The organism is Variovorax paradoxus (assembly GCF_029919115.1).
GTDB lineage: Bacteria > Pseudomonadota > Gammaproteobacteria > Burkholderiales > Burkholderiaceae_C > Variovorax > Variovorax paradoxus_O.
Genome location: NZ_CP123990.1, coordinates 4,950,800 through 4,970,799, shown reverse-complemented (window position 1 = coordinate 4,970,799; position 20,000 = coordinate 4,950,800). Strand labels below are relative to the sequence as shown.

18 protein-coding genes and 3 tRNA genes are annotated in these 20,000 nt (G+C 66.1%); 13 read left to right on the top strand and 8 right to left on the bottom strand.

Going from position 1 to position 20,000, the window contains the following annotated elements; genetic code table 11:
- Positions 1-51: 51 nt before the first annotated feature.
- The 4 genes from argG to QHG62_RS23750 form a co-directional block, all read right to left on the bottom strand.
- Positions 52-1,392, bottom strand: coding sequence for an argininosuccinate synthase (gene argG / locus QHG62_RS23765; RefSeq protein WP_281148081.1), 1,341 nt, complete (start codon positions 1,390-1,392; stop codon positions 52-54).
- A 27-nt stretch (positions 1,393-1,419) separates the two neighbouring features.
- Positions 1,420-1,746: a pyrimidine/purine nucleoside phosphorylase gene (locus tag QHG62_RS23760; RefSeq protein WP_281148080.1), complete on the bottom strand. Its 327-nt coding sequence runs from the start codon at positions 1,744-1,746 to the stop codon at positions 1,420-1,422.
- A gap of 144 nt (positions 1,747-1,890) precedes the next feature.
- Positions 1,891-2,487, bottom strand: a complete 597-nt coding sequence (locus tag QHG62_RS23755) for a hypothetical protein (protein WP_281148079.1) — start codon at positions 2,485-2,487, stop codon at positions 1,891-1,893.
- A gap of 58 nt (positions 2,488-2,545) precedes the next feature.
- A complete protein-coding gene (locus tag QHG62_RS23750) occupies positions 2,546-2,905 on the bottom strand; it encodes an ArsC family reductase (RefSeq protein WP_281148078.1) in 360 nt (119 codons plus the stop codon).
- A 57-nt stretch (positions 2,906-2,962) separates the two neighbouring features.
- Between QHG62_RS23750 and folC the strand changes: the two genes are divergently transcribed.
- The 13 genes from folC to QHG62_RS23685 all read left to right on the top strand — a co-directional run bounded on the left by folC (position 2,963) and on the right by QHG62_RS23685 (position 13,172).
- Positions 2,963-4,270, top strand: a complete 1,308-nt coding sequence (gene folC / locus QHG62_RS23745; protein ID WP_281148077.1) for a bifunctional tetrahydrofolate synthase/dihydrofolate synthase — start codon at positions 2,963-2,965, stop codon at positions 4,268-4,270.
- 61 nt (positions 4,271-4,331) lie between these two features.
- Entirely contained in the window at positions 4,332-5,198 is an 867-nt protein-coding gene (locus QHG62_RS23740; RefSeq protein ID WP_281148076.1) for an SPOR domain-containing protein, read from the top strand.
- 18 nt (positions 5,199-5,216) lie between these two features.
- Positions 5,217-5,702 (top strand): CvpA family protein, encoded by a 486-nt coding sequence (locus QHG62_RS23735; RefSeq protein ID WP_281148075.1) that lies wholly within the window; start codon positions 5,217-5,219, stop codon positions 5,700-5,702.
- A gap of 12 nt (positions 5,703-5,714) precedes the next feature.
- Positions 5,715-7,217 carry an amidophosphoribosyltransferase gene (purF, locus tag QHG62_RS23730; RefSeq protein ID WP_281148074.1) on the top strand — a complete coding sequence of 501 codons (1,503 nt, stop codon included), beginning with the start codon at positions 5,715-5,717 and terminating at the stop codon, positions 7,215-7,217.
- An 8-nt stretch (positions 7,218-7,225) separates the two neighbouring features.
- Positions 7,226-8,446 (top strand): O-succinylhomoserine sulfhydrylase, encoded by a 1,221-nt coding sequence (locus tag QHG62_RS23725; protein WP_281148073.1) that lies wholly within the window; start codon positions 7,226-7,228, stop codon positions 8,444-8,446.
- Between the two features lie 8 nt (positions 8,447-8,454).
- A complete protein-coding gene (gene gltX / locus QHG62_RS23720) occupies positions 8,455-9,843 on the top strand; it encodes a glutamate--tRNA ligase (protein ID WP_281148072.1) in 1,389 nt (462 codons plus the stop codon).
- Between the two features lie 36 nt (positions 9,844-9,879).
- Positions 9,880-9,955: transfer RNA gene (locus tag QHG62_RS23715), tRNA-Ala, on the top strand.
- Between the two features lie 54 nt (positions 9,956-10,009).
- Positions 10,010-10,085 (top strand) — tRNA-Glu (locus tag QHG62_RS23710).
- A gap of 69 nt (positions 10,086-10,154) precedes the next feature.
- Positions 10,155-10,231: transfer RNA gene (locus tag QHG62_RS23705), tRNA-Asp, on the top strand.
- 178 nt (positions 10,232-10,409) lie between these two features.
- Positions 10,410-10,967, top strand: a complete 558-nt coding sequence (locus QHG62_RS23700) for a type 1 glutamine amidotransferase domain-containing protein (RefSeq protein ID WP_281148071.1) — start codon at positions 10,410-10,412, stop codon at positions 10,965-10,967.
- 20 nt (positions 10,968-10,987) lie between these two features.
- Entirely contained in the window at positions 10,988-11,188 is a 201-nt protein-coding gene (locus QHG62_RS23695) for a hypothetical protein (RefSeq protein ID WP_281148070.1), read from the top strand.
- 158 nt (positions 11,189-11,346) lie between these two features.
- A complete protein-coding gene (locus QHG62_RS23690) occupies positions 11,347-12,189 on the top strand; it encodes an amidohydrolase family protein (protein ID WP_281148069.1) in 843 nt (280 codons plus the stop codon).
- On the top strand, positions 12,186-13,172 hold the full coding sequence (locus QHG62_RS23685; RefSeq protein ID WP_281148068.1) for a tripartite tricarboxylate transporter substrate binding protein: 987 nt from the start codon (positions 12,186-12,188) through the stop codon (positions 13,170-13,172). The genes QHG62_RS23690 and QHG62_RS23685 overlap by 4 nt, the downstream gene beginning before the upstream one ends.
- On the opposite strand, the gene QHG62_RS23680 is transcribed toward QHG62_RS23685, so the two are convergent.
- The 4 genes from QHG62_RS23680 to QHG62_RS23665 all read right to left on the bottom strand — a co-directional run bounded on the left by QHG62_RS23680 (position 13,169) and on the right by QHG62_RS23665 (position 19,996).
- Positions 13,169-14,050, bottom strand: a complete 882-nt coding sequence (locus QHG62_RS23680) for a LysR family transcriptional regulator (RefSeq protein WP_281148067.1) — start codon at positions 14,048-14,050, stop codon at positions 13,169-13,171. The genes QHG62_RS23685 and QHG62_RS23680 overlap by 4 nt on opposite strands.
- An 8-nt stretch (positions 14,051-14,058) precedes the next feature.
- Entirely contained in the window at positions 14,059-15,252 is a 1,194-nt protein-coding gene (locus QHG62_RS23675; protein ID WP_281148066.1) for a phosphatase PAP2 family protein, read from the bottom strand.
- Between the two features lie 88 nt (positions 15,253-15,340).
- Entirely contained in the window at positions 15,341-17,446 is a 2,106-nt protein-coding gene (locus tag QHG62_RS23670) for a TonB-dependent siderophore receptor (RefSeq protein WP_432445629.1), read from the bottom strand.
- Between the two features lie 222 nt (positions 17,447-17,668).
- Positions 17,669-19,996 (bottom strand): sensor histidine kinase, encoded by a 2,328-nt coding sequence (locus QHG62_RS23665; RefSeq protein WP_281148064.1) that lies wholly within the window; start codon positions 19,994-19,996, stop codon positions 17,669-17,671.
- Positions 19,997-20,000 lie beyond the last annotated feature (4 nt).

The window sequence follows — 20,000 nt, the reverse complement described above, 5'->3', positions numbered from 1 at the left end:
GAAAAACGGGCCCGCGAGGGCCCGTTCGTCATTGGAAGAAAGCGCGCTGGCTTACTTGGTCTCGTCGTCGTTCGAGAGCCGCGGAACCGAGGTACCTTGGCCCGGCGACAGCAGCCCGGTGCGGGTGTAGATCGCCAGCTTTTCGCGCGTGTCGACGATGTCGAGGTTGCGCATCGTGAGCTGGCCGATGCGGTCGAGCGGCGTGAACGCGCCGGCCACCTTTTCCATGCTCAGGCGCTCTGGCTGGTACGTGAGGTTGGGCGACACGGTGTTGAGGATCGAGTAGTCGTTGCCGCGGCGCAGTTCGATCGTCACTTCACCGGTGATGGCGCGTGCCACCCAGCGCTGTGCCGTCTCGCGCAGCATGATGGCCTGCGGGTCGAACCAGCGGCCCTGGTAGAGCAGGCGGCCGAGCTTGCGGCCATGGTCGCGGTACTGCTCGATGGTGTCTTCGTTGTGGATGCCGGTGACCAGGCGCTCGTAGGCGATGAACAGCAGCGCGAGGCCGGGAGCTTCGTAGATGCCGCGGCTCTTCGCTTCGATGATGCGGTTTTCGATCTGGTCGCTCATGCCCAGGCCGTGCCGGCCGCCGATGCGGTTGGCTTCCAGGATGAGGTCGACGAGGTTCGCATGCTCCACGCCGTTCAGGGCAACGGGGCGGCCTTCTTCGAAGCGCACGGTCACGGTTTCGCGCTTGACCTCGACCTCGTCCTTCCAGAACGCAACGCCCATGATCGGCTGCACGATCTGCATGCCGCTGTCGAGGTTTTCCAGGTCCTTGGCCTCGTGCGTGGCGCCGAGCATATTGGAGTCGGTGCTGTAGGCCTTTTCGGCCGACATCTTGTAGCCGAAGCCGGCCTTGGTCATGAACGCCGACATTTCGGCGCGGCCGCCGAGTTCGTCGATGAACAGCTGGTCGAGCCAGGGCTTGTAGATCTTCAGGTTGGGGTTGGTGAGCAGGCCGTAGCGGTAGAAGCGCTCGATGTCGTTGCCCTTGTAGGTGCTGCCGTCGCCCCAGATATGGACGTCGTCTTCCTTCATGGCCGACACCAGCATGGTGCCGGTGACCGCGCGGCCCAGCGGCGTGGTGTTGAAGTAGGTAACGCCCGCGGTGGTCACATGGAAAGCACCGGCCTGCAGCGCGGCAATGCCTTCATTGGCGAGCTGAGCGCGGCAGTCGATCAAGCGGGCGTTCTGCGCGCCGTAGAGCATCGCCTTGCGGGGAATCTCGTCGTAGTCGGGCTCGTCGGGCTGGCCGAGGTTGGCGGTGTAGGCGTAGGGAATCGCGCCCTTCAGTTTCATCCAGTGCAGCGCGGCGCTCGTGTCCAGGCCGCCCGAGAAGGCAATGCCGACCTTCTGGCCGGCGGGAACGTTTTGGAGAATGGTCGACATGTGGGTGTCCGGTTGGCGGGTCTGGGTTCAGCCGAAATGGCAGATGTAGCTGTAGGGCTCGCCCGCCACACGGATCTGGAAGCTCGAATTGCCCGGTACGCTGAACTTCTGGCCGGGGCCTGCGCTGACCCACTCGGTGGTGCCTTCGAGCTGGTATTCGCAGCTGCCGGCAGTGCCTTCCATGATTTCAGGGGCGCCGGTCTTGAAGGTCAGGGTGGACGGAAGAATCACGCCGACCGATTTTTTTGTGCCGTCGGCCAGCGTGAGGCTGTGGCTCACGCACTTGCCGTCGAAGTACACATTGGCCTTGGTCGCCACTGCGGCGCTGTTGAGAGTGTCGGTAGTCGTCGTCATTGGATGGCGCCGGCGCATGCGCGGTCGGCTTGTCGAGGACGCACCACCGCGGCGGCGCACCCCTCGGGGTTGGAAAAGTCCCCGATTTTAGGGCTTGGCCGAACCCGCGCCCGCAGCCTCTACGCGGGCTTGGCTATGCACGCCTCAGCGCCAGTGGCGATGGCCCCATCCGCCGCGGTAGCCGCCCCATCCCCTGGAGTAGCCGAAATTCAGCGAGAGGCCGACCGGCGGGTAGATGTAAGGCTGCGGATAGGCGTAGGCTGGCTGCACGTACACGGGTGCCGCGTAGACCGGGGCGGGCTGTACATACGTAGGGGCCGGCGCATTGGAGAGCACCACGCCCGGCTCGGGCACCACGTTGTCCCAGGGCGATCCGCCCTGCTGCGCGGGTTGCGCGTACTGCGGGCTTTGCTGGTACTGGTATTGCTGCTGGCCGCCGTTGGCCTCGACCGGGTAGGGCTGCAGCTGCGGCTGGGGTGCGACCGGCGCCGTGGTCACGCCATAAGCGCCGGCCTGGATGGGGATGGTGGCGCCCGGCCGGCTGTTCATGCGCGTGGTGTACTGCCGCCCGTTGTATTCGTAGGTAACGTTGTAGCTGGGGCTGCTGCCGGTGGTCTCGTAGACGGGGGTGGCCGAAATGACCCGCGCCCATGCTTCCTGGGCCTGAACGCTGGCGGCCCCCGCCGCAAGGAGGCCGGCCGCCGAAAGGCCCGCGAGGGTGCGAAAGACGTGTCTGTTCATGGTGTTCTCTCCTGCAGATCGGGGTTGGAGGCTGGCCGGCAGGGCAGGGTTCCGGCGTTTACACGGCGTTCACAGCGGCAGCCCAGGCTTGCGCGTCGAACCCTGTCGTAACGCCGGTTTTGGCGCCCCAGTTGACCACCGGCCGCTTGATGAGGCTCGGGTTGGCCAGCAGCACCGCCCGGGCGGAGGCCGCGTCGACCACCGCGTTCTGTTCGGCTTCATCGAGCTTGCGCCACGTGGTGCCGCGGCGGTTGACCAACGCCTCCCAGCCCGGCTTCTGGAGCCACTGGTCGAGTTCTGCCTCGGGTACGCCCTGCTTCTTGAAGTCGTGAAAGGTGTAGGCGACGCCGTGTTCGTCCAGCCACGCACGGGCGCGCTTGACGGTGTCGCAATTGGGAATGCCGTAAAGGGTTGTCATGGACGCCAATGATGCCGATAAAACTTGGCGCGGCCCGCGCGTTCCGGGTCGGCGACAATGCCGGGCTCCATGGAAACCCTTAACGACTGGCTCGCACGCGCCGAGCAACTTCATCCGAAGAACATCGAGCTCGGCCTCGAGCGCGCGAAGGAAATGGCGGCCCGGATGGGCCTGCGCTTCGACTGCCCGGTCATCACCGTGGCCGGCACCAACGGCAAGGGCTCGACCTGCGCCATGCTCGAATCGATCCTCACGCACGCGGGCTACCGCACGGCGGTTTTCACGTCGCCGCACCTCGTGCGCTTCGAAGAACGTCTGCGACTGGCGGGCGAGGCGGTCGATGCTTCCAAACTGATAGCAAACTTCGAGGTGGTTGAGGCAGCCAGGGGCGACATGGCCCTGACGTACTTCGAATTCACCACGCTCGGCATCCTGCGCTGCATGATCGAAGAAAAGCCCGACGTGGCCGTTCTCGAAGTGGGGCTTGGCGGCCGGCTCGACGCGGTCAACATCATCGACACCGATTGCGCGGTCATCACCAGCATCGACCTCGACCACATGGACTACCTGGGGCCCGACCGCGAAAGCATCGGCTTCGAGAAGGCCGGCATCCTGCGCCCGGGCAAGCCCGCCATCGTGAGCGACCCCATGCCGCCGCAAAGCGTGATCGACCACGCAACTGCCATCGGCGCCGACCTGTGGCGCTTCGGGCACGACTTCAACGTGTCCGGCGACAAGCAGCAGTGGGGCTGGTCGGGCCGCGGCAGGCGCTACAGCGGGCTGGCCTACCCGGCGCTGCGCGGCGCCAACCAGTTGCTCAATGCCGCGGGTGTGCTCGCGGCGCTCGAGGCGTTGCGGCAGCAATTGCCCATTACCGCGCAGGCGGTGCGCACGGGGCTTGCCATGGTCGAGCTGCCCGGCCGCTTCCAGATTGTTCCGGGCGAGCCCGCGCTGGTGCTCGACGTGGCGCACAACGCGCATGCGGTTGCGGCACTGGCCGAGAACCTCGACGCGATGGGGTTCTATCCCACCACGCATGGGGTGTTCGGTGTCATGGCCGACAAGGACCTGGCCCCCATCCTCGCGCGCATCGGGCCGATGATCGATCGTTGGTACTTCACCGATCTGCCGACGCCGCGCGCCGCCAAGGCGAGCGATCTGCTCGCCAGCTGGCAGGCGCAGAACACGCGCACCGACGTCTCCGGCAGCGTGCACGCAGGGCCGATGGAGGCACTGCGCGCAGCCATCGAGCACGCAGACCCCGCTGATAGAATCGTGGTCTTCGGATCGTTCTTCACCGTGGGTGGCGTGCTGGAGCACGGCACTCCGCGGCTGCAAGCCAAACACCTGCTGCCCGGCGGCTGATCGCCGAACCGTCCGCACCATCTGGCACCACCTCGCTGCACTCCTCCAGGGATCGAACTTCATGGCGTTTTTCAAGTTCCGCACGCGCGGCCAGCAAGGCAACGAAGGACGCAGCGCACCCGCGGCTGTTCCCGCGGAAAGTGTAGAAACCATGCGCCGCCGCGCGCGGCACCGGCTGGTGGGCGCGGCCGTCCTGGTGCTGCTTGGCGTGATCGGCTTTCCGCTGCTGTTCGACACCCAGCCGCGGCCTGTGTCGGTCGACATTCCCATCGAAATTCCAGACCGCAACAAGGTCAAGCCATTGCCGGTGCCCGCTACCCCGGCGCCTGCCACATCCACGGGCGCGGCCGATGGCGGCGCGCGCGTTGCTACGGCGCCATCGTCCTCGGGCGGCATGATCACCGAAACCGCCGACGGCACCGAAATCGACGCGAGCAAGCCGGCGCCAAGCACGCCGCCGGCCGCCACGGCCCCCGCCAAGCCCGCGGCCGAGCCAAAGCCGGAGCGCAAGCCCGAGCCAAAGCCTGAACCTAAACCCGAGCCGAAGCCCAAGCCCGAAGCCAAGCCGGAAGCCAAACCCGAGCCCAAGCCAGCGGCGCCCAAGCCGGCCTCGACGGCAGACGACGGCAATCGCGCGCGCGCCCTGCTCGAAGGCAAGCCTTCCAATACCAGCACCAAGCCCGCCGCAGCTGAAGACGCCGGCCGCTTCGTGGTGCAGGTCGGTGCCTTTGCAGATGCCGACAAGGCACGCGAGGTGCGGCAGAAACTCGAGAAGGCGGGCCTCAAGACCTATGTGCACGTGGCCAAGACGGCCGACGGCGAGCGCACGCGTGTGCGTGTCGGCCCGTTCAGCTCGCGCGCCGAGGCGGACAAGGCCGCGGATAAGGTCAAGGGCTTGTCTTTGTCGGCCGCCATCCTCACGTTGTAGTAGCCATCGCTCGCTGCCGTGGCCTTGCTCGACTGGATTGCCGTCACGCTCATCGTGGTGTCGATGCTGTTCGGCCTGTGGCGGGGCCTGGTGTTCGAAGTGATTTCGCTGGCGGGTTGGGTGGCGGCCTTCATTGCCGCCCAGTGGCTGGCGTCGGACGTGGCGGCATGGCTGCCGTTCGGCGACCCGCAGGCCACCTGGCGTTATCCGCTGGCCTTTGTGCTGGTGTTCGTGGCGGTGGCGTTCGGCGTGGGCCTGGTGGCCGCGCTGACGCGAAAGCTGATTGCGGCTGTCGGCCTCCGGCCGGTGGATCGGATATTGGGTGGGGCCTTCGGAGCGGCGCGGGGTGCGGTTGCCCTGCTCGTGCTGGCGGTCATTGTTCATTTGCTGGCGTTGAGCGACAGTGCCTGGTGGCACGAATCGCACAGCGCCATTGTTCTCGATGCGGCATTGCAGGGCCTGAAACCCGCGTTGCCTGAAAAGTTGGCAAGCTACCTGCCCTGAGAGGAATCGTTCATGTGTGGAATCGTCGGCGTTGTCAGCAACGCACCCGTCAATCAGCTGCTCTATGACGCCTTGCTGCTGCTGCAGCATCGCGGCCAGGACGCGGCCGGCATCGTGACCCTGCTCGAACGCAAGTTCTTCATGCACAAGGCCAAGGGCATGGTGCGCGACGTGTTCCGCACCCGCAACATGCGCGCGCTGCCCGGCAGCGTGGGACTGGGCCAGGTGCGCTACCCGACCGCTGGCAATGCCTACAGCGAGGAAGAGGCGCAGCCCTTCTACGTGAACGCGCCCTTCGGCATCGTGCTGGTGCACAACGGCAACCTCACCAACGCGCATGCGCTGCGCGCGGAACTGTTCTCCACCGACCACCGCCACACCAACACCGAGAGCGACTCCGAAGTGCTGCTCAACGTGCTCGCTCACGAGCTCGAGCGCGCATCGCGCGGCGTGCCGCTGAATCCGGCCGAAGTGTTTGCCTCGGTCAAGAACATGCACAAGCGCCTGCGCGGCTCGTATGCCGTGGTGTCGCTGATCGCCGGCCATGGGCTGCTCGCTTTCCGCGATCCGTACGGCATTCGCCCGCTCTGCATGGGCCGCAGCGCCGACGGCACCGTGATGGTGGCCAGCGAATCCGTGGCGCTCGAAGGTTCGGGCCATGTGTTCGAACGCAATATCGAGCCCGGCGAAGCGGTGTTCATCGACTTGCAAGGCAAGGTGCACTCGATGCAGTGCGCCGAAGCGCCCACGCTGAACCCCTGCATCTTCGAATTCGTGTACCTGGCGCGTCCGGACTCGGTGCTCGACGGCATTTCGGTGTACCAGGCTCGCCTCAATCTCGGCGAAACGCTGGCCAAGCGCGTGGTGTCCACCGTGCCGCCGAACCAGATCGACGTGATCATTCCGATCCCCGAATCGAGCCGCCCGAGCGCCACGCAACTCGCGCACCTGCTGGGCGTGCCGTACCGCGAAGGCTTCGTGAAGAACCGCTACGTGGGCCGCACCTTCATCATGCCGGGGCAGGGTGTGCGCAAGAAGTCGGTGCGCCAGAAGCTCAACGTGATCGGCAGCGAGTTCAAGGGCCGCAACGTGCTGCTGGTCGACGACTCGATCGTGCGCGGCACCACCAGCCGCGAAATCGTGCAGATGGCCCGCGATGCCGGCGCACGCAAGGTCTACCTCGCCAGCGCCGCACCGCCGGTGCGCTATCCCAACGTCTACGGCATCGACATGCCCACCAAGGACGAGCTGGTGGCGCACGACCGCACGGTCGAGGAGATCCGCGAACTGATCGGCTGCGACGCGCTGATCTACCAGGACGTCGATGCCATGAAGCGCGCCATCGGCTCGCTCAACCCCAAGCTGAGCGGCTTCGATGCCTCCTGCTTCGACGGCGTGTACGTGACCGGCGACATCGACACCGAAGCCATCTCGCGCATGAACGGCAACCGCCCGCGCATCGAAGAGACCGAAGAAGATTCGTCGCGCCTTGCGCTTCCCAATCACAGCGAGTGAGAGCTGAATTGACCGAAGAACGAACCCTGCCGCCCGGACTGCACCGCGACACGCTCGCGCTGCGCACCGCGCTGGCGCCCAGCCAGCACAGCGAGCATTCCGAAGCGCTGTTCCTGACCAGCGGCTTCGTGCAGCCCGATGCAGAAACGTCGGCGCGGCGCTTTGCCGGCACCGAAGCGGGCTTTACCTACTCGCGCACCTCCAACCCCACGGTCACCAGCTTCGAGCAGCGGCTTGCGGCCATGGAAGGCACGGAGGCCGCCATCGGCGCCTCCACCGGCATGGGTGCCATCCTCATGATGTGCATGGGCCTGCTGAAGGCGGGCGACCATGTGATCTGCTCGCGCTCGGTGTTCGGCTCCACGCTCAACCTGTTCGGCAAGGAGTTCGCCAAGTTCGGCGTCGAGACCACTTTTGTCTCGCAGACCGACGTGGCCGAATGGCGCGCGGCCCTGAAGCCCAACACCAAGCTGCTGTTCGCCGAAACGCCGACCAATCCGCTGACCGAGGTGTGCGACATCCGCGCGCTGGCCGACTTGGCGCACGGCGCCGGCGCGCTGCTCGCGGTCGACAACTGCTTTTGCACGCCCGTGCTGCAGCGCCCGACCGAACTGGGCGCCGACCTCGTCATTCATTCGGGCACCAAGTATCTCGACGGCCAGGGCCGTGTGATGGCCGGTGCGATCTGCGGTCCGTCGAAGCTCATCGTCGATGTGTTCGGGCCCGTGGTTCGCACTGCCGGCATGGCGCTGTCGCCGTTCAATGCGTGGGTGGTGCTCAAGGGGCTGGAAACGCTCGGCATTCGCATGCAGGCGCAGTGCGCCAATGCGCTGGCGGTGGCGCAGTGGCTCGAAACGCAGCCCGGCGTTGCGCGCGTCTACTACCCCGGCCTTGCCTCGCATCCCCAGCATGAACTGGCCATGCGCCAGCAGTCGGGGCAGGGCGGGGCGGTAGTGTCGTTCGACGTGGTCGGCAACGACCCCGAAACGGCGCGCGCCAATGCCTTCCACGTGATCAACAGTACGCGCGTGGTGAGCATTGCCACCAACCTGGGCGACACCAAGACCATCATCACGCACCCCGGCACCACCTCGCATGGCCGCTTGACCGAAGTGCAGCGCCAAGCCGCCGGCATCAGCCAGGGGCTCATCCGCGTGGCGGTGGGCCTCGAGTACATCGACGACATCAAGGCCGACCTGCTTCGCGGCCTTGGCTCCCTGAAATCCTGATCGTTCACATGACCGGCAAAGTTCGCACCCGCATCGCTCCGTCTCCCACCGGGTTTCTCCACCTGGGCACCGCGCGCACCGCGCTCTATTCGTGGGCCTACGCGCGCCACCATGGCGGCGAATTTGTGCTGCGCATCGAAGACACCGACGTGGCCCGCTCCACGCAGGACTCGACCGACCAGATCCTGGCTTCGATGCACTGGCTCGGCCTCGACTACGACGAAGGCCCGATCTACCAGATGCAGCGCCTGGAGCGCTACCGCGAAGTCATTGCTCAGATGCTTGCGGCCGGCACGGCCTATTACTGCTACTGCACGCCGGCCGAGCTCGATGAAATGCGCGAGGCGCAACGCGCGCGCGGCGAAAAGACGCTGTACGACCGCCGCTGGCGCCCCGAGCCCGGCAAGGTGCTGCCTCCCGTGCCCGAAGGCGTGCCGCCGGTGGTGCGCTTTTGCAATCCGCCCGAAGGCGACGTGACCTGGAACGACCTCGTCAAGGGCGAGATCACCATCAACAACCGCGAGATCGACGACCTCATCATCTTGCGGCCCGACGGTGTGCCCACCTACAACTTTGCTGTGGTGGTCGACGACTGGGACATGAACATCACGCATGTGTTCCGCGGCGACGAGCACATCAACAACACGCCGTGGCAGATCAACATCTTTCGCGCACTGGGTGCGCCGCTGCCGCAGTTCGGCCACGTGCCGGTCATCCTGGGCGACGACGGGCAAAAGCTCTCCAAGCGCCGCGGCGCCGTGAGCGTGACCGCGTATGAAGAGAACGGCTACCTGCCCGAAGCCATGCTCAACTACCTCGCGCGGCTCGGCTGGAGCCATGGAGACGACGAGCTCTTCACGCGCGAGCAGATGGTGAGCTGGTTCGACGGTTCGCACCTCTCCAAGAGCCCCGCGCAATGGGACGCCGCCAAGCTTGCGTGGGTCAATGCGCAGTACATCAAGGCCAAGGCCGATGCAGAGCTCGCACCGCTGGTGGCTGCGCAGCTGAAGAAGCGCGGCATCGAGGCCGACGATCGCCTTGCTGCGATCTGCGCGCTCTTCAAGGACCGCTGCGAAACCACGGTGGCCCTGGCCGACTGGGCCGCCGCGTTCTACACGGACGTGACGCCGAGCGAAGCCGACCGCACGCAGCACGTCACCGAGGCGGTGAAGCCCGTCATTGCCACGCTCGCCGAGAAGCTCGCTAGCGTGCCGTGGGAAAAAGTTTCGATCGCCGCGGCCATCAAGGAAGTTCTGGCCGCACATTCTGTGAAAATGCCTGTGTTGGCCATGCCGGTTCGCGTCCTCGTGATGGGAACACCGCAGACGCCATCCCTCGATTCGGTGCTCGCAATTTTTTCTCGTGAAAAAGTTGTGGAGCGTCTGAAAAGGGCCTGATTTTTCGGTCTATAATTCGAGGCTCGACACCCACACGGGGGTATAGCTCAGCTGGGAGAGCGCTTGCATGGCATGCAAGAGGTCATCGGTTCGATCCCGTTTACCTCCACCATCAAAGTGTCGAGAAGAAGATAAGTGCTGATCGCAGCACGGTTCCTAAGGTTTTGACCCTATCGTCTAGAGGCCTAGGACACCACCCTTTCACGGTGGCTACCGGGGTTCGAATCCCCGTAGGGTCGCCAGTTTCATGCAAGTGAAGCCGGCACGAGTTGTCAACACTCGGCTCCGCAAGGAGTGAACGTTGTCTACCAGGAGTGGTAGTTCAGTTGGTTAGAATACCGGCCTGTCACGCCGGGGGTCGCGGGTTCGAGTCCCGTCCACTCCGCCAAACATAAGCCCCTGTAGCAGTTTCTGCTACAGGGGCTTTTTGCTGTGCGCTCCAAATCTGCGGCAGCGCGGTTTGTCCGACACGGTGAACCGACGCGTGCCGACCGGTCGATGCGCAGGGGCCTGTAGTTTGGATTGCTTGGTCACTGCGCACCAATCAACCAACGAAAGGAATCGACATGAACAAGCGCCAGCTCGAAGGAATGAAGGTCGCGATTCTCGTCACCGATGGGTTCGAGCAATCCGAAATGACCGACCCGCGCAAGACCCTTGAGGCGGCAGGGGCCAAGACGAAGATCGTGTCGCCCAAGAACGACCGCGTGCGCGGCTCCAGGCACGGCGACCCAGCCGATACCTTCACCGTCGACATCCCGCTTGCGCAGGCGGCCGCGCACGAGTTCGACGCGCTGCTGCTGCCCGGCGGCGTGATGAGCCCGGACGCACTGCGCATCAACGAGCAGGCAGTGGTTTTCGTGCAGGACTTCGTCAAGGCCCACAAGCCGATTGCCGCCATCTGCCACGGCCCGTGGACCCTCATCGAGGCCAAGGGGGTGGAGGCCCGCACGATGACCTCATGGCCTTCGCTGCGCACCGACCTCAAGAACGCCGGCGCCAAGTGGGTGGACAACGAAGTGGTGGTCGACGGCAATCTGGTGACCAGCCGCAGCCCGAAAGACCTTCCGGCGTTCGACCGCGAAATGGTCCGGCTCTTTGCCGACGCCCACGCGCACGCCTGACCGGGCTTGCTCTTGCCGCCATGACTGTTCAATGGGACGAGCTGCGCGTTGCGTACGAAGAGTGGCGCAGCCAGCGAGACAAATACGACCGGTGGATGACCGACATCGCCGCAGGCAGGCCGTATGACAAAGCGGCGCTGCAGCGCGACCTGGAAGAACTCGATGCGCTGCACAAGGTCTTTATGCAGAAGGCGCGGCCGTTAGTCCACCCGAAGCCCTGAACGCATCGCCCTCGGCGTGGATGCGCGAGGGCGCTTCCATAAGCTGCCGTTATCACTAAACAACAGGCGCAGGCATTCCGTGCCCGCGCTTGCGTGCCGATACTTCCGTCTCCCTTCAGGAGACGCACCTGTTCACGCCAAAGTATCCGCAAGAAGCATTGCAACCCCGCACCGCAGCGGGCGGCGGCGTGCGTGCCGTCGACAGTCATGCCCATGTCTTCCTGAGCAGCCTGCCGCTCGCCCCGCAGCGCCGGCACGCGCCGGACTACGACGCCCCGCCTGCTGAATACCTGGGCCTGCTGGATGCGCACGGCATCTCGCATGCGCTGCTGGTCCAGCCGAGCTTCCTGGGCACCGACAACAGCTTCATGCTTGGCGCATTGCGCGCCTGCCCGGATCGCTTGCGCGGCGTTGCCGTGGTCGCACCCGAAACGCCCCTTGCCGAACTGCGCGCACTTGCGGACGCAGGCATCTGCGGCATCCGCCTCAACCTCATGGGCCTGCCCCTGCCCGATTTTTCGCAGCCCGCGTGGCAGGCCCTGCTGCAGCATGTGCGAAGCCTCGACTGGCATGTCGAGGTGCACCGGCCTTCGCACGACTTGGCGGCGGCAGGCCAGCCGGTGCTCGATGCCGGCTGCAGGCTCGTTGTCGATCATTTTGGGCGGCCCAGTGGCAGCACGGCTGCGGATGCCGGTTTCGACTGGCTCCTGCGTGCGGCGGCAAAAGGCCGCACCTGGGTCAAGCTGTCGGCCGCCTACCGCAACTGGCCCGACCCTGCCGGCGCCGGCGCACGCAGGGCCGCGCGCTCGCTGCTCGACGCCGCGGGCCCGCAGCGCCTGCTGTGGGGCAGCGACTGGCCCCATACCGAACACCGGGAACACACGAGCTACACGCACACGCTGGCGGTGCTGGACGAGTGGATTCCTGACCCCGAAGCGCGGCGCTGCATCCTGGCCGAGACCCCGGCGGCGCTGTTCCGTTTTTCCAAGGAGACATCATGAAAGCACACAGCGCATTGCGCGCATGGATTCCGGCTGCCTGCGTCGGCACGGCACTTCTCGTCACTGCGATGAGCGCCGCGGCGCAGGCGTGGCCGGCAAAGCCGGTGAAGATGATCGTGACCTACCCGCCAGGCGGCACGGTCGACGTGGTGGCGCGCGTCATCGCGCCCAAGCTCTCGGCCCGGCTTGGGCAGCCGGTGGTGATCGACAACCGCGCCGGCGCGGGCGGCGCGATTGGCGGCGACCTTGTGGCCAAGAGCCCGGCCGACGGCTACACGATCATGCTCGACGCGTCCAACCATTCGCAGAACCCCGCGCTGCGAAGCAAGATGCCGTTCGACACGCTGCGCGATCTGGCGCCGGTCTCGCTGCTGGTCCGCGTGCCCAACGTGCTCGTGGTCAACCCCTCCGCGACGATCACGGGCGTGAAGGATCTCATCGCACAGGCAAAGGTCAAGCCCGAGCACATCAACTATGCGTCTTCCGGCAATGGCTCGGCGCAGCACCTCTCGGCAGAGCTTTTCAGCGCCATGGCCGGCGTGCGCATGACGCACGTGGCCTACAAGGGCGGCGGTCCCGCGCTCACCGATGTCATGGCCGGTCAGGTGCCGGTGTTCTTCGCAAGCCTCGCGTCGAGCCTGCAGTACATCCAGGGCGGCAAGCTGCGCGCGCTGGCGGTCACGGGCAAGGCGCGCTCGCCGGTCATGCCGCAAATTCCGACAGTGGCCGAATCGGGGCTTGCGGGCTACGAGGTTTATGAGTGGAACGGTGTGTTCGTTCCCGCCGGAACGCCCGCGGCCGTGGTCGACAGGCTGTCGAAGGAACTGGCCGCCGTGGTGCGCGACCCTGAAGTCCGCGCGCGCCTTGAAGGCATGGGGGCCGAAGTGATCGGTTCCAATCCGGCCGAACTCGATGCGTTCCGGCGCGCCGAAATCGCCAAGTGGACCCAGGTCGCCAAGACCAACAAGATCGAACTGGATTAAGCGGCGAGCATCTCGGCGAAGGCGTCCGCGAAGGCCGGGCGCGACCGCGCGAGCCACATCGCGGCAAGCTCGAAAGGCGGAAGCCCCGCGCCGTCGCGCACTTCGGCATAGCGCACGCCTTCATGCCGGAGCGCGCGAACCGAGCTCGGCAGCAGCGACCAGCCCAGCCCCGCCGCCACGCAAGACAGCACGGTCAGCGTGCGGTTGGCGTCCTGCACGATGCGCACCTCGTGCCCGGCCGCGCGAAAAGCCGCCAGCACCTGGGTGCGCAATGCCGACATCTGAAGGCTTGGAAACCACACCAGCCCGTGCGCGGCGATGTCCGCCAGGGAAACGCAGCCGTCGGCCCCGATCTGATGCGAGGCGGGCACGGCCGCCACCAGCAGTTCTTCGCCGAGCCGCTTCTCGTGTACGCGCGCATTCACGGCCACGGGCGGATGCAGCAGCGCGATGTCGATGCGGCCGCCCTCGAGCGCCTCGACCTGCTCGGCGTTGCTCATCTCGCGCAGAGAAATGTCGAGCTGCGGATAGGCCTCGCGCAGCCGCCGCAGCGCGCGGGGCAGCACTTCATACACCGCGTGGGTCACAAAGCCGATGGTCAGCCGGCCCGCGCGTCCGGCGCCCATGGCGCGAACGCGTTCGGCCGCCGCATCACCGTAGGCAAGGCTGGCCCGCAGGTCGTCGACGATGGCCAGCCCTGCCTCGGTGAGGGTGGCGCCGCGGCGTGTGCGCGTGAAGAGTTTGGTGCCGACTTCGCTTTCGAGCCGGTTCAGCATCTGCGTCAACGCGGGTTGCGCAAGGCCGAGATTTTCGGCGGCGCGGGTAAGGCTGCCGGCCTCCGCGATCGCCACGATACAACGCATCTGCCGGGTTTCCATGCGGCATTCTATGAACCGGCTGGCGTGGACAGCGCCGCGCGTGCCGAACGCCCGGCGCCCCGGGTCCCGCCCCACCTTGCCTGCACGATGCCAAGCAACGCGAGGACCGGCAGCGCCAGCTCCAGAACCTCCTCGAAGCTGAGCACCAGGTAGCGGTACAGGCCCGTGGACCCGCTCAACGCGTCCTGGTCCGCAAGCACCGCGGGTAACTGGTCGAGAACGATCGCGGTCCCGATCACTGCGGCAAAGGTCAGCAGGGTGGTGGCTTCCGGCCGCCATTGCCACCATGCGCGCAACGCGTCACGCGAAGACCAGGCGCGCCTTGCAAGCCATGCGCCGGCCACGGCAATGGGCGCGAAGACCAGGCTGCCGTGGTGCCCCAGGTGCCCATCCGCTTCGCGCGCGGCAAAGGCAACAAGCACGATGCAGAGGGCCGTCTTGTCCAGCCGCGACAGCGACGCCACCCGCACCGCCGCCAGGCATGCCGCCGCGGCAAGGTACAGCAGAACCGTGCTCTTCTCGACCGGTCCGCTTTCCTCCAGGACCGCCGGCCCGATCGAACCGGGCGTATTCAATCCGATCCATGCCGCGGCAAAGCCGAACACCAGCACGAGCGAAGGCCCTGCGGTGCCGGCTGCCAATGCGCGCAGTGGCCACGCCAGCGCGGCAGTGGGTGTGCGGACGAACCTGCGTCCCGCAGCATGAAGTGCAACCAGCACTCCAGCGATGCACGCGCCCAGCAGCGCACCCGCCGCAATGTCGAACGGAAAATGGATGCCCGCATAAATGCGCGACCAAGCCGTGACCGAGGCCACGGCAAGAACGAGCAGCCCCACGTCACGCAGCCCGCGCTGCAGCAGCAGCATGAAAGCCATGGTGAACATCACCGAGGCGTGCGTGCTGGGCAGGCCCGCACGCACGCCGTGCGGCACATGGGCGGGGCTCAGTCCCACCATGAAGGGGCGTGGCATACCGACGGAAGCCGCGATCTCGTGCGAGATCAGCGAAGCAGCGCCCCCGGCCGCCAGCACGGCCAGCACGCAAGCGCGTTCCGGAGGGCGGCGCCATGCCGCCCATGCAAGAACGGCGGCACATGCCCACGACGAGCCCAGCGCAATCGCCGATGCGAACCACAGCAGCGTGGGCGAAGGAGAGAAGCCGGCGGCGAGTGTGTCGAAGAGCGCGAGGTTGAGTGAATTCATCCAGCGTTTTCACAATCCTGGCCGTCCAATTTAGCATCCGCCGCCTTGCCGCCAGGAATGACCCCGCGGCCAGCTGTGGCGGCAGCGCCTAGAAGTCCAGCTTGGCGCTCACGCTGAAGGTGCGCGGGTCGCCGGGCTTGATGTAGTTGTCGTACTGGTATTCCCAGTAGCGCCGGTTCGTGAGGTTGTTCACCGCCACGCGGAAGATGGTGTCATGGCCGTTGATGCGCGTGGCGTAGCTCGCACCGATGTTGGCCACAGCGTAGCCCGGAAGCTTGAGCTGGTTGGCCGCGTTGAGCATGGTGCTGCCCGTGTATTTGGCGTCCGCCGAAAGCTTCAGGCCCGGCACCTGCGGCACCGCATACGACACCTGCGCCGTGGCCACGAAGTTCGGCGCACCCGCCACGCGATTGCCGATGTTGTTGATGCCGCGCTTGTACGAGGTGTCCAGGAACATCAGGTTGCCGCCGATTTGCCACTGCGAACCCAGGCGCGTGGAGGCCGCGAATTCCAGGCCCTGGTAGATCGAGCGGCCGTCCTGCACCAGCGCGTTGGCGCTGTTGGCGTACTCGGCGCCGCGTTCGATGCGGAACAGCGCGGCCGTGGCGCTCCAGCGCTCGCGGTCGGTCTTGATGCCCAGTTCGTACTGCTTGCTCTTCAATGGCTTGAGCAGCTCGCCGTTGTTGGCGTAAAGGCTGCTGACGGAGCTGCCCTGCTCGAGCGACTCGACATAGCTGGTGTACAGCGTGGTGTCGGGCGCGGGCTTGAACATCAACGCGAGCGTCGGCGTGATCACGCCCTTCTTCTTGTACTCCGAGGTCCTGACGCCGTCGGTGCCGTAGGCGCTTTGCTCGTAGTCGGTGCTGCGCAGGCCGGCCAGCACCGACCAGCGGTCCGACAGTTTCATGGTGTCGCTCGCGAAGACGGCGCGCTGGGTGATGTCGCTGTTGCGGTACATCAGTAGGTCGGTCGTGCTGGCGTAGGCATTGGTGTTCTGCCTGAAGATGCTGCCGGTGCCGATCCACTGGTAGATGCTGTTGCTGCTGTAGTCGTTGGTCTGCTTCTGCCACGACGCGCCCAGCGTGACCTGGTGCTCGACGGTGCCGGTGCGCAGCTTGCCCTCGGCCATCGCCTGCCATTGGTCGAAGCGATGGCCTTCGCGCGTGTCGGAGCGGTAGTCGTCGTAGTTGCCGCTCGCGTCCTGCAAGTAAAGAATGCCTTCGTTGCGGCTGCGCTTGGAAGTGCTGTGGCTGTAGCTGGTGCTCAGCGTCCAGTCGGGCGTCAGCTTGTACTGCAGCCCGGTCGAGTAAAGCTGCAGGTCGGTGGTGAGATGCTGGCCCGGCCCCACCAGCGTCTGGTCCTTGTCGCGAATCGTCCCGGGCAGGCGCGTGCCGGTGTAGGCGCTGGTGGCGATCGACGGGGTCTGTCCGGTGGACTTGCGCTTCTGGTAGAGCGCGTCGAAGTTCCAGGTCAGGTCGCGCGTCAGCCGGGCATCGAGCGCCAGCGACACCGAATCGCGGCGGATGCCGCCGTCGTTGAAAGCCTTGCCTTCTTCATGCGTGGCATTGAGCCGGTAGCCGAACCGGTCGTCCGTGCCAAAGCGCCCGCCCAGGTCGGCATGCTCGCTCCACACGCTGTTCGATTTGTAGCCAATGTCGATGCTGCGCACCGGCTGGTCGGTCGGCTTCCTCGTTACGTAGTTGACGATGCCGCCCGGGGAGCCGAAGCCGTACATGAAGCCCGATGATCCCTTCAGCAGCTCGATCTGCTCGAAGTGCTCGTAGGGCAGCGTGATGGCGTAGCTGAGAAAGGGCTTGCCGTCCATGCGGTAGCCGTTCTGCCAGTCCAGCGGCAGGCCGCGCACGGTGATGTAGCTCGCCCAGCTGCTGTAGGCGCCGCTGTTGTCGGACACCGAGGCGTCCAACGCAAACACGTCGCCCAGTTTCGACACCTGGCGCTCGGCCAGGTCTTCGCTCTTGACCACGGTGGTTGAAAACGGCGTGTCAAGCTGCGTGCGCGCGCCGAGGGCGCCGCTGCTCACCTTGGCGCCGAGGTGCTGCGGGGTTTCTTCCGCCGCGGTAGCGGTCACGGTCGGCAGCGCGGCGGCCGGCTTGCCGTCGGCGGCCTCCTGCGCGTAGGCCCGGCCAGCCGGGGCCGCTGCGCACAGCACCAGCAGGGCGGCGCCTGTGCCCAGGCCGAGCGTCGAGTTCTTGAAGGAGGGGAGAGCGGCGGCGGTGCCTGACGCCAGGCGTGCGCTGGCCGCGGCGATTTCCTTGAGTCTTGAGTTCAACAATTGCTATCTCTGAAGGGTAAATAACAATCATTATCATTTAAGAAGTGGGAGAAATCTTGGGAGAAGTCCTGAAAAAGCAAGGTGGCGCTGCCAGACGTCCCGGCGCACGCCTTCGGGATTCAGTCAGTCCGCCGCCGCGCAGGGTGTTGCCCGCGCCAAATGGGTGATGTGATCGAAGTCGAGGCTTTCCAACGCCTGGCGCACCGCCTTCACCAGCGCCTCGTGGCGCGGGTCTGCCGCAAACCGGTCGGCCCATTCGTGCAGGTCCGTCCAGCGTCCGTCACGCGCCAGCACCTCGAGTTCTTTTCGCGCACCGAGGGGGAGCGGTGCAATTTCGGGCACAGGCCGTACCTGGCGCCTCGGCGTGTCGAGCGGGGCATGCGGTTCGGGCGGCACGGCCTCCGCGATGGGGGCAGGGGCCTCTTCCTCCGATGCGGGGTCGACCACGACTGAAAACCGCAGCCGCGTGCCCAGGTGGCGGCGGCTGTCGAGCCGCAGCTCCCCGCCCATGCGCTGAACGATGCGCCGCGCAATCGCCAGGCCCAGCCCGCTTCCGCCCGCGGATGGGTCTGCCTGCTCGAAAGAGCGGAACACGCGCCGCTGGTCCTCCCGGTCGATGCCGATGCCGCTGTCCCAGACTTCCAGGCTCAGCCGCCATTGGCGGCGCTCGGTGGGCTGGGCGCGCACCCGCAGGCCCATCTGTCCCTTGTGCGTGAACTTGGCCGCATTCGAGAGCAGGTTCAGCAGCAATTGCTGAAAGCGCTTGCTGTCCAGGCGCACGGCGGGAGGCAGGGGCCCGCGAATCTCGAGCATGAAGCGGTTGTTGCGGCGCTGCGCCAGCGCGGATGCGTACTGCGCGATGTCTTCGATCAGCGCGGGCAGGCGAACCGGCTTGGGGTCCAATGCCAGCGGCAGCAACTCGCCCTTGGCATATTCGAGCAGGTCATCGACCAGCGCGAGCTGGTAGTTTGCGCTGCGTTCGATGGCCTGCAGCTGCGGCGGAGATGCCGGCGCCAGGTTGCCCTGCAGCATGCGCGCATGGCCCACGATGGTGGCCAGCGGTGCGCGCAGGTCATGGCTGATGTAGGCCATGAGCCGCGTCTGCTCGCGTGCGCGCTGTTCGGCTTGCTCCAGCGCGGCGTTGAGGGCGCGGGTCTTGCGCGCCACTTCGTTCTGCAGCCGCTGCTGCTCGTGCGCCTGCCACTGGACCAGCTTGCGCTGCGCCGAGTGCCGCTGGTGCGAAAGGTGATGCGTCCATGCCGCCAGCGCCACAAGGCCGATCAGCAAGCCCGGAAAGCCCAGCACGTAGGCGTCGAAGCCGGGAATGGCGTGCTCGGGCGGAGAAAGTTCGGTGAGCCGCAGGCACACGCCCAGGCTGACGACGACCATCACCGGAAAAGCCAGCCGCCCGCCCGGCCCCGCCCGGCGCATGTAGGCGAAGCTGCTGATCGTCAATGCCAGCACCAGCGCCAACGTACTCACGAGGCTCGCTTGGGCGAAAAGCGAATAGCTGCCGATCAGGGTTCCGAGCGTTACCAACGCCTGCGCCGCGGTCAGCCCGACCAGCACGTAAAGCCCCGGCTGGCGCAACGGCCCGCCGCGCGAGAGCGCATGCAGGTACAGCACCATGTTCAGCACGCAGCAGCCGGCAATGAAACTCGCCGCGCGGTAGCTCCATTCGGTGCTCTCCGGCCAGAACAGCAGCCGCGCATAGCCGCGGTAGATGGCTTCGTAGAGCGCGACCAGTGCGAATCCGAGACTCTGCGAACCCAATGCATCGTTGCGCGAAATGCCCCACACCGCGAGCGAATACACCGCCAGCACGAGCAGGCCGCCGATCAACAACCCATCGACCAGCGCGTGGTTGGTCTCGTATTCACGCCATGTGTCGGGACTGTGCAGCACAGGCGCCAGCCTGACGGTGCTGTGGCTCTGCACTCGCACAAGTACCGTGGCATGTTCGCGCGGCCGCAGTTCCAGCGCAAGCGTGGGCACGCGGTTGGCGCCGCGGTTGCGGTTGTCGGGCATCGAGATACCGGCGGCCTCATGCGCCCAGGTTCCGGGGGGCGTCTTGCCGATGGGGCCCCGCTGCACATGAAAATCGACGTATTGCAGCCACGTCGTGTTCAGCACCAAGCGCAGCGGGCGCACGGCGCTGCTGTCGTTCACCACCGAAAAGCGCAGCCAGAACACCGAGTTCGAGAAGCCCGGCCGCATGCGTGCCCGCGTGCCTGGCACAAACCCGTCAGAGAGGTTGCCGTTTTGCGCGGCCACCGCCTCGAGCGATAGTTCTGCTTTCCGGTCTTCGAGTATCTCGACCTTGTCGTCCAGCACGATGGGCAACTGCGCCGCATCGCGCAGCTCCAGCGTTGCAGCCTGCAAAGGCTGAACCCAAAGGCAGAAGAAAAAGAAAGCCGCGCACGACAGCAGAAAGGTGCGCAGCGCAGTCACGGCC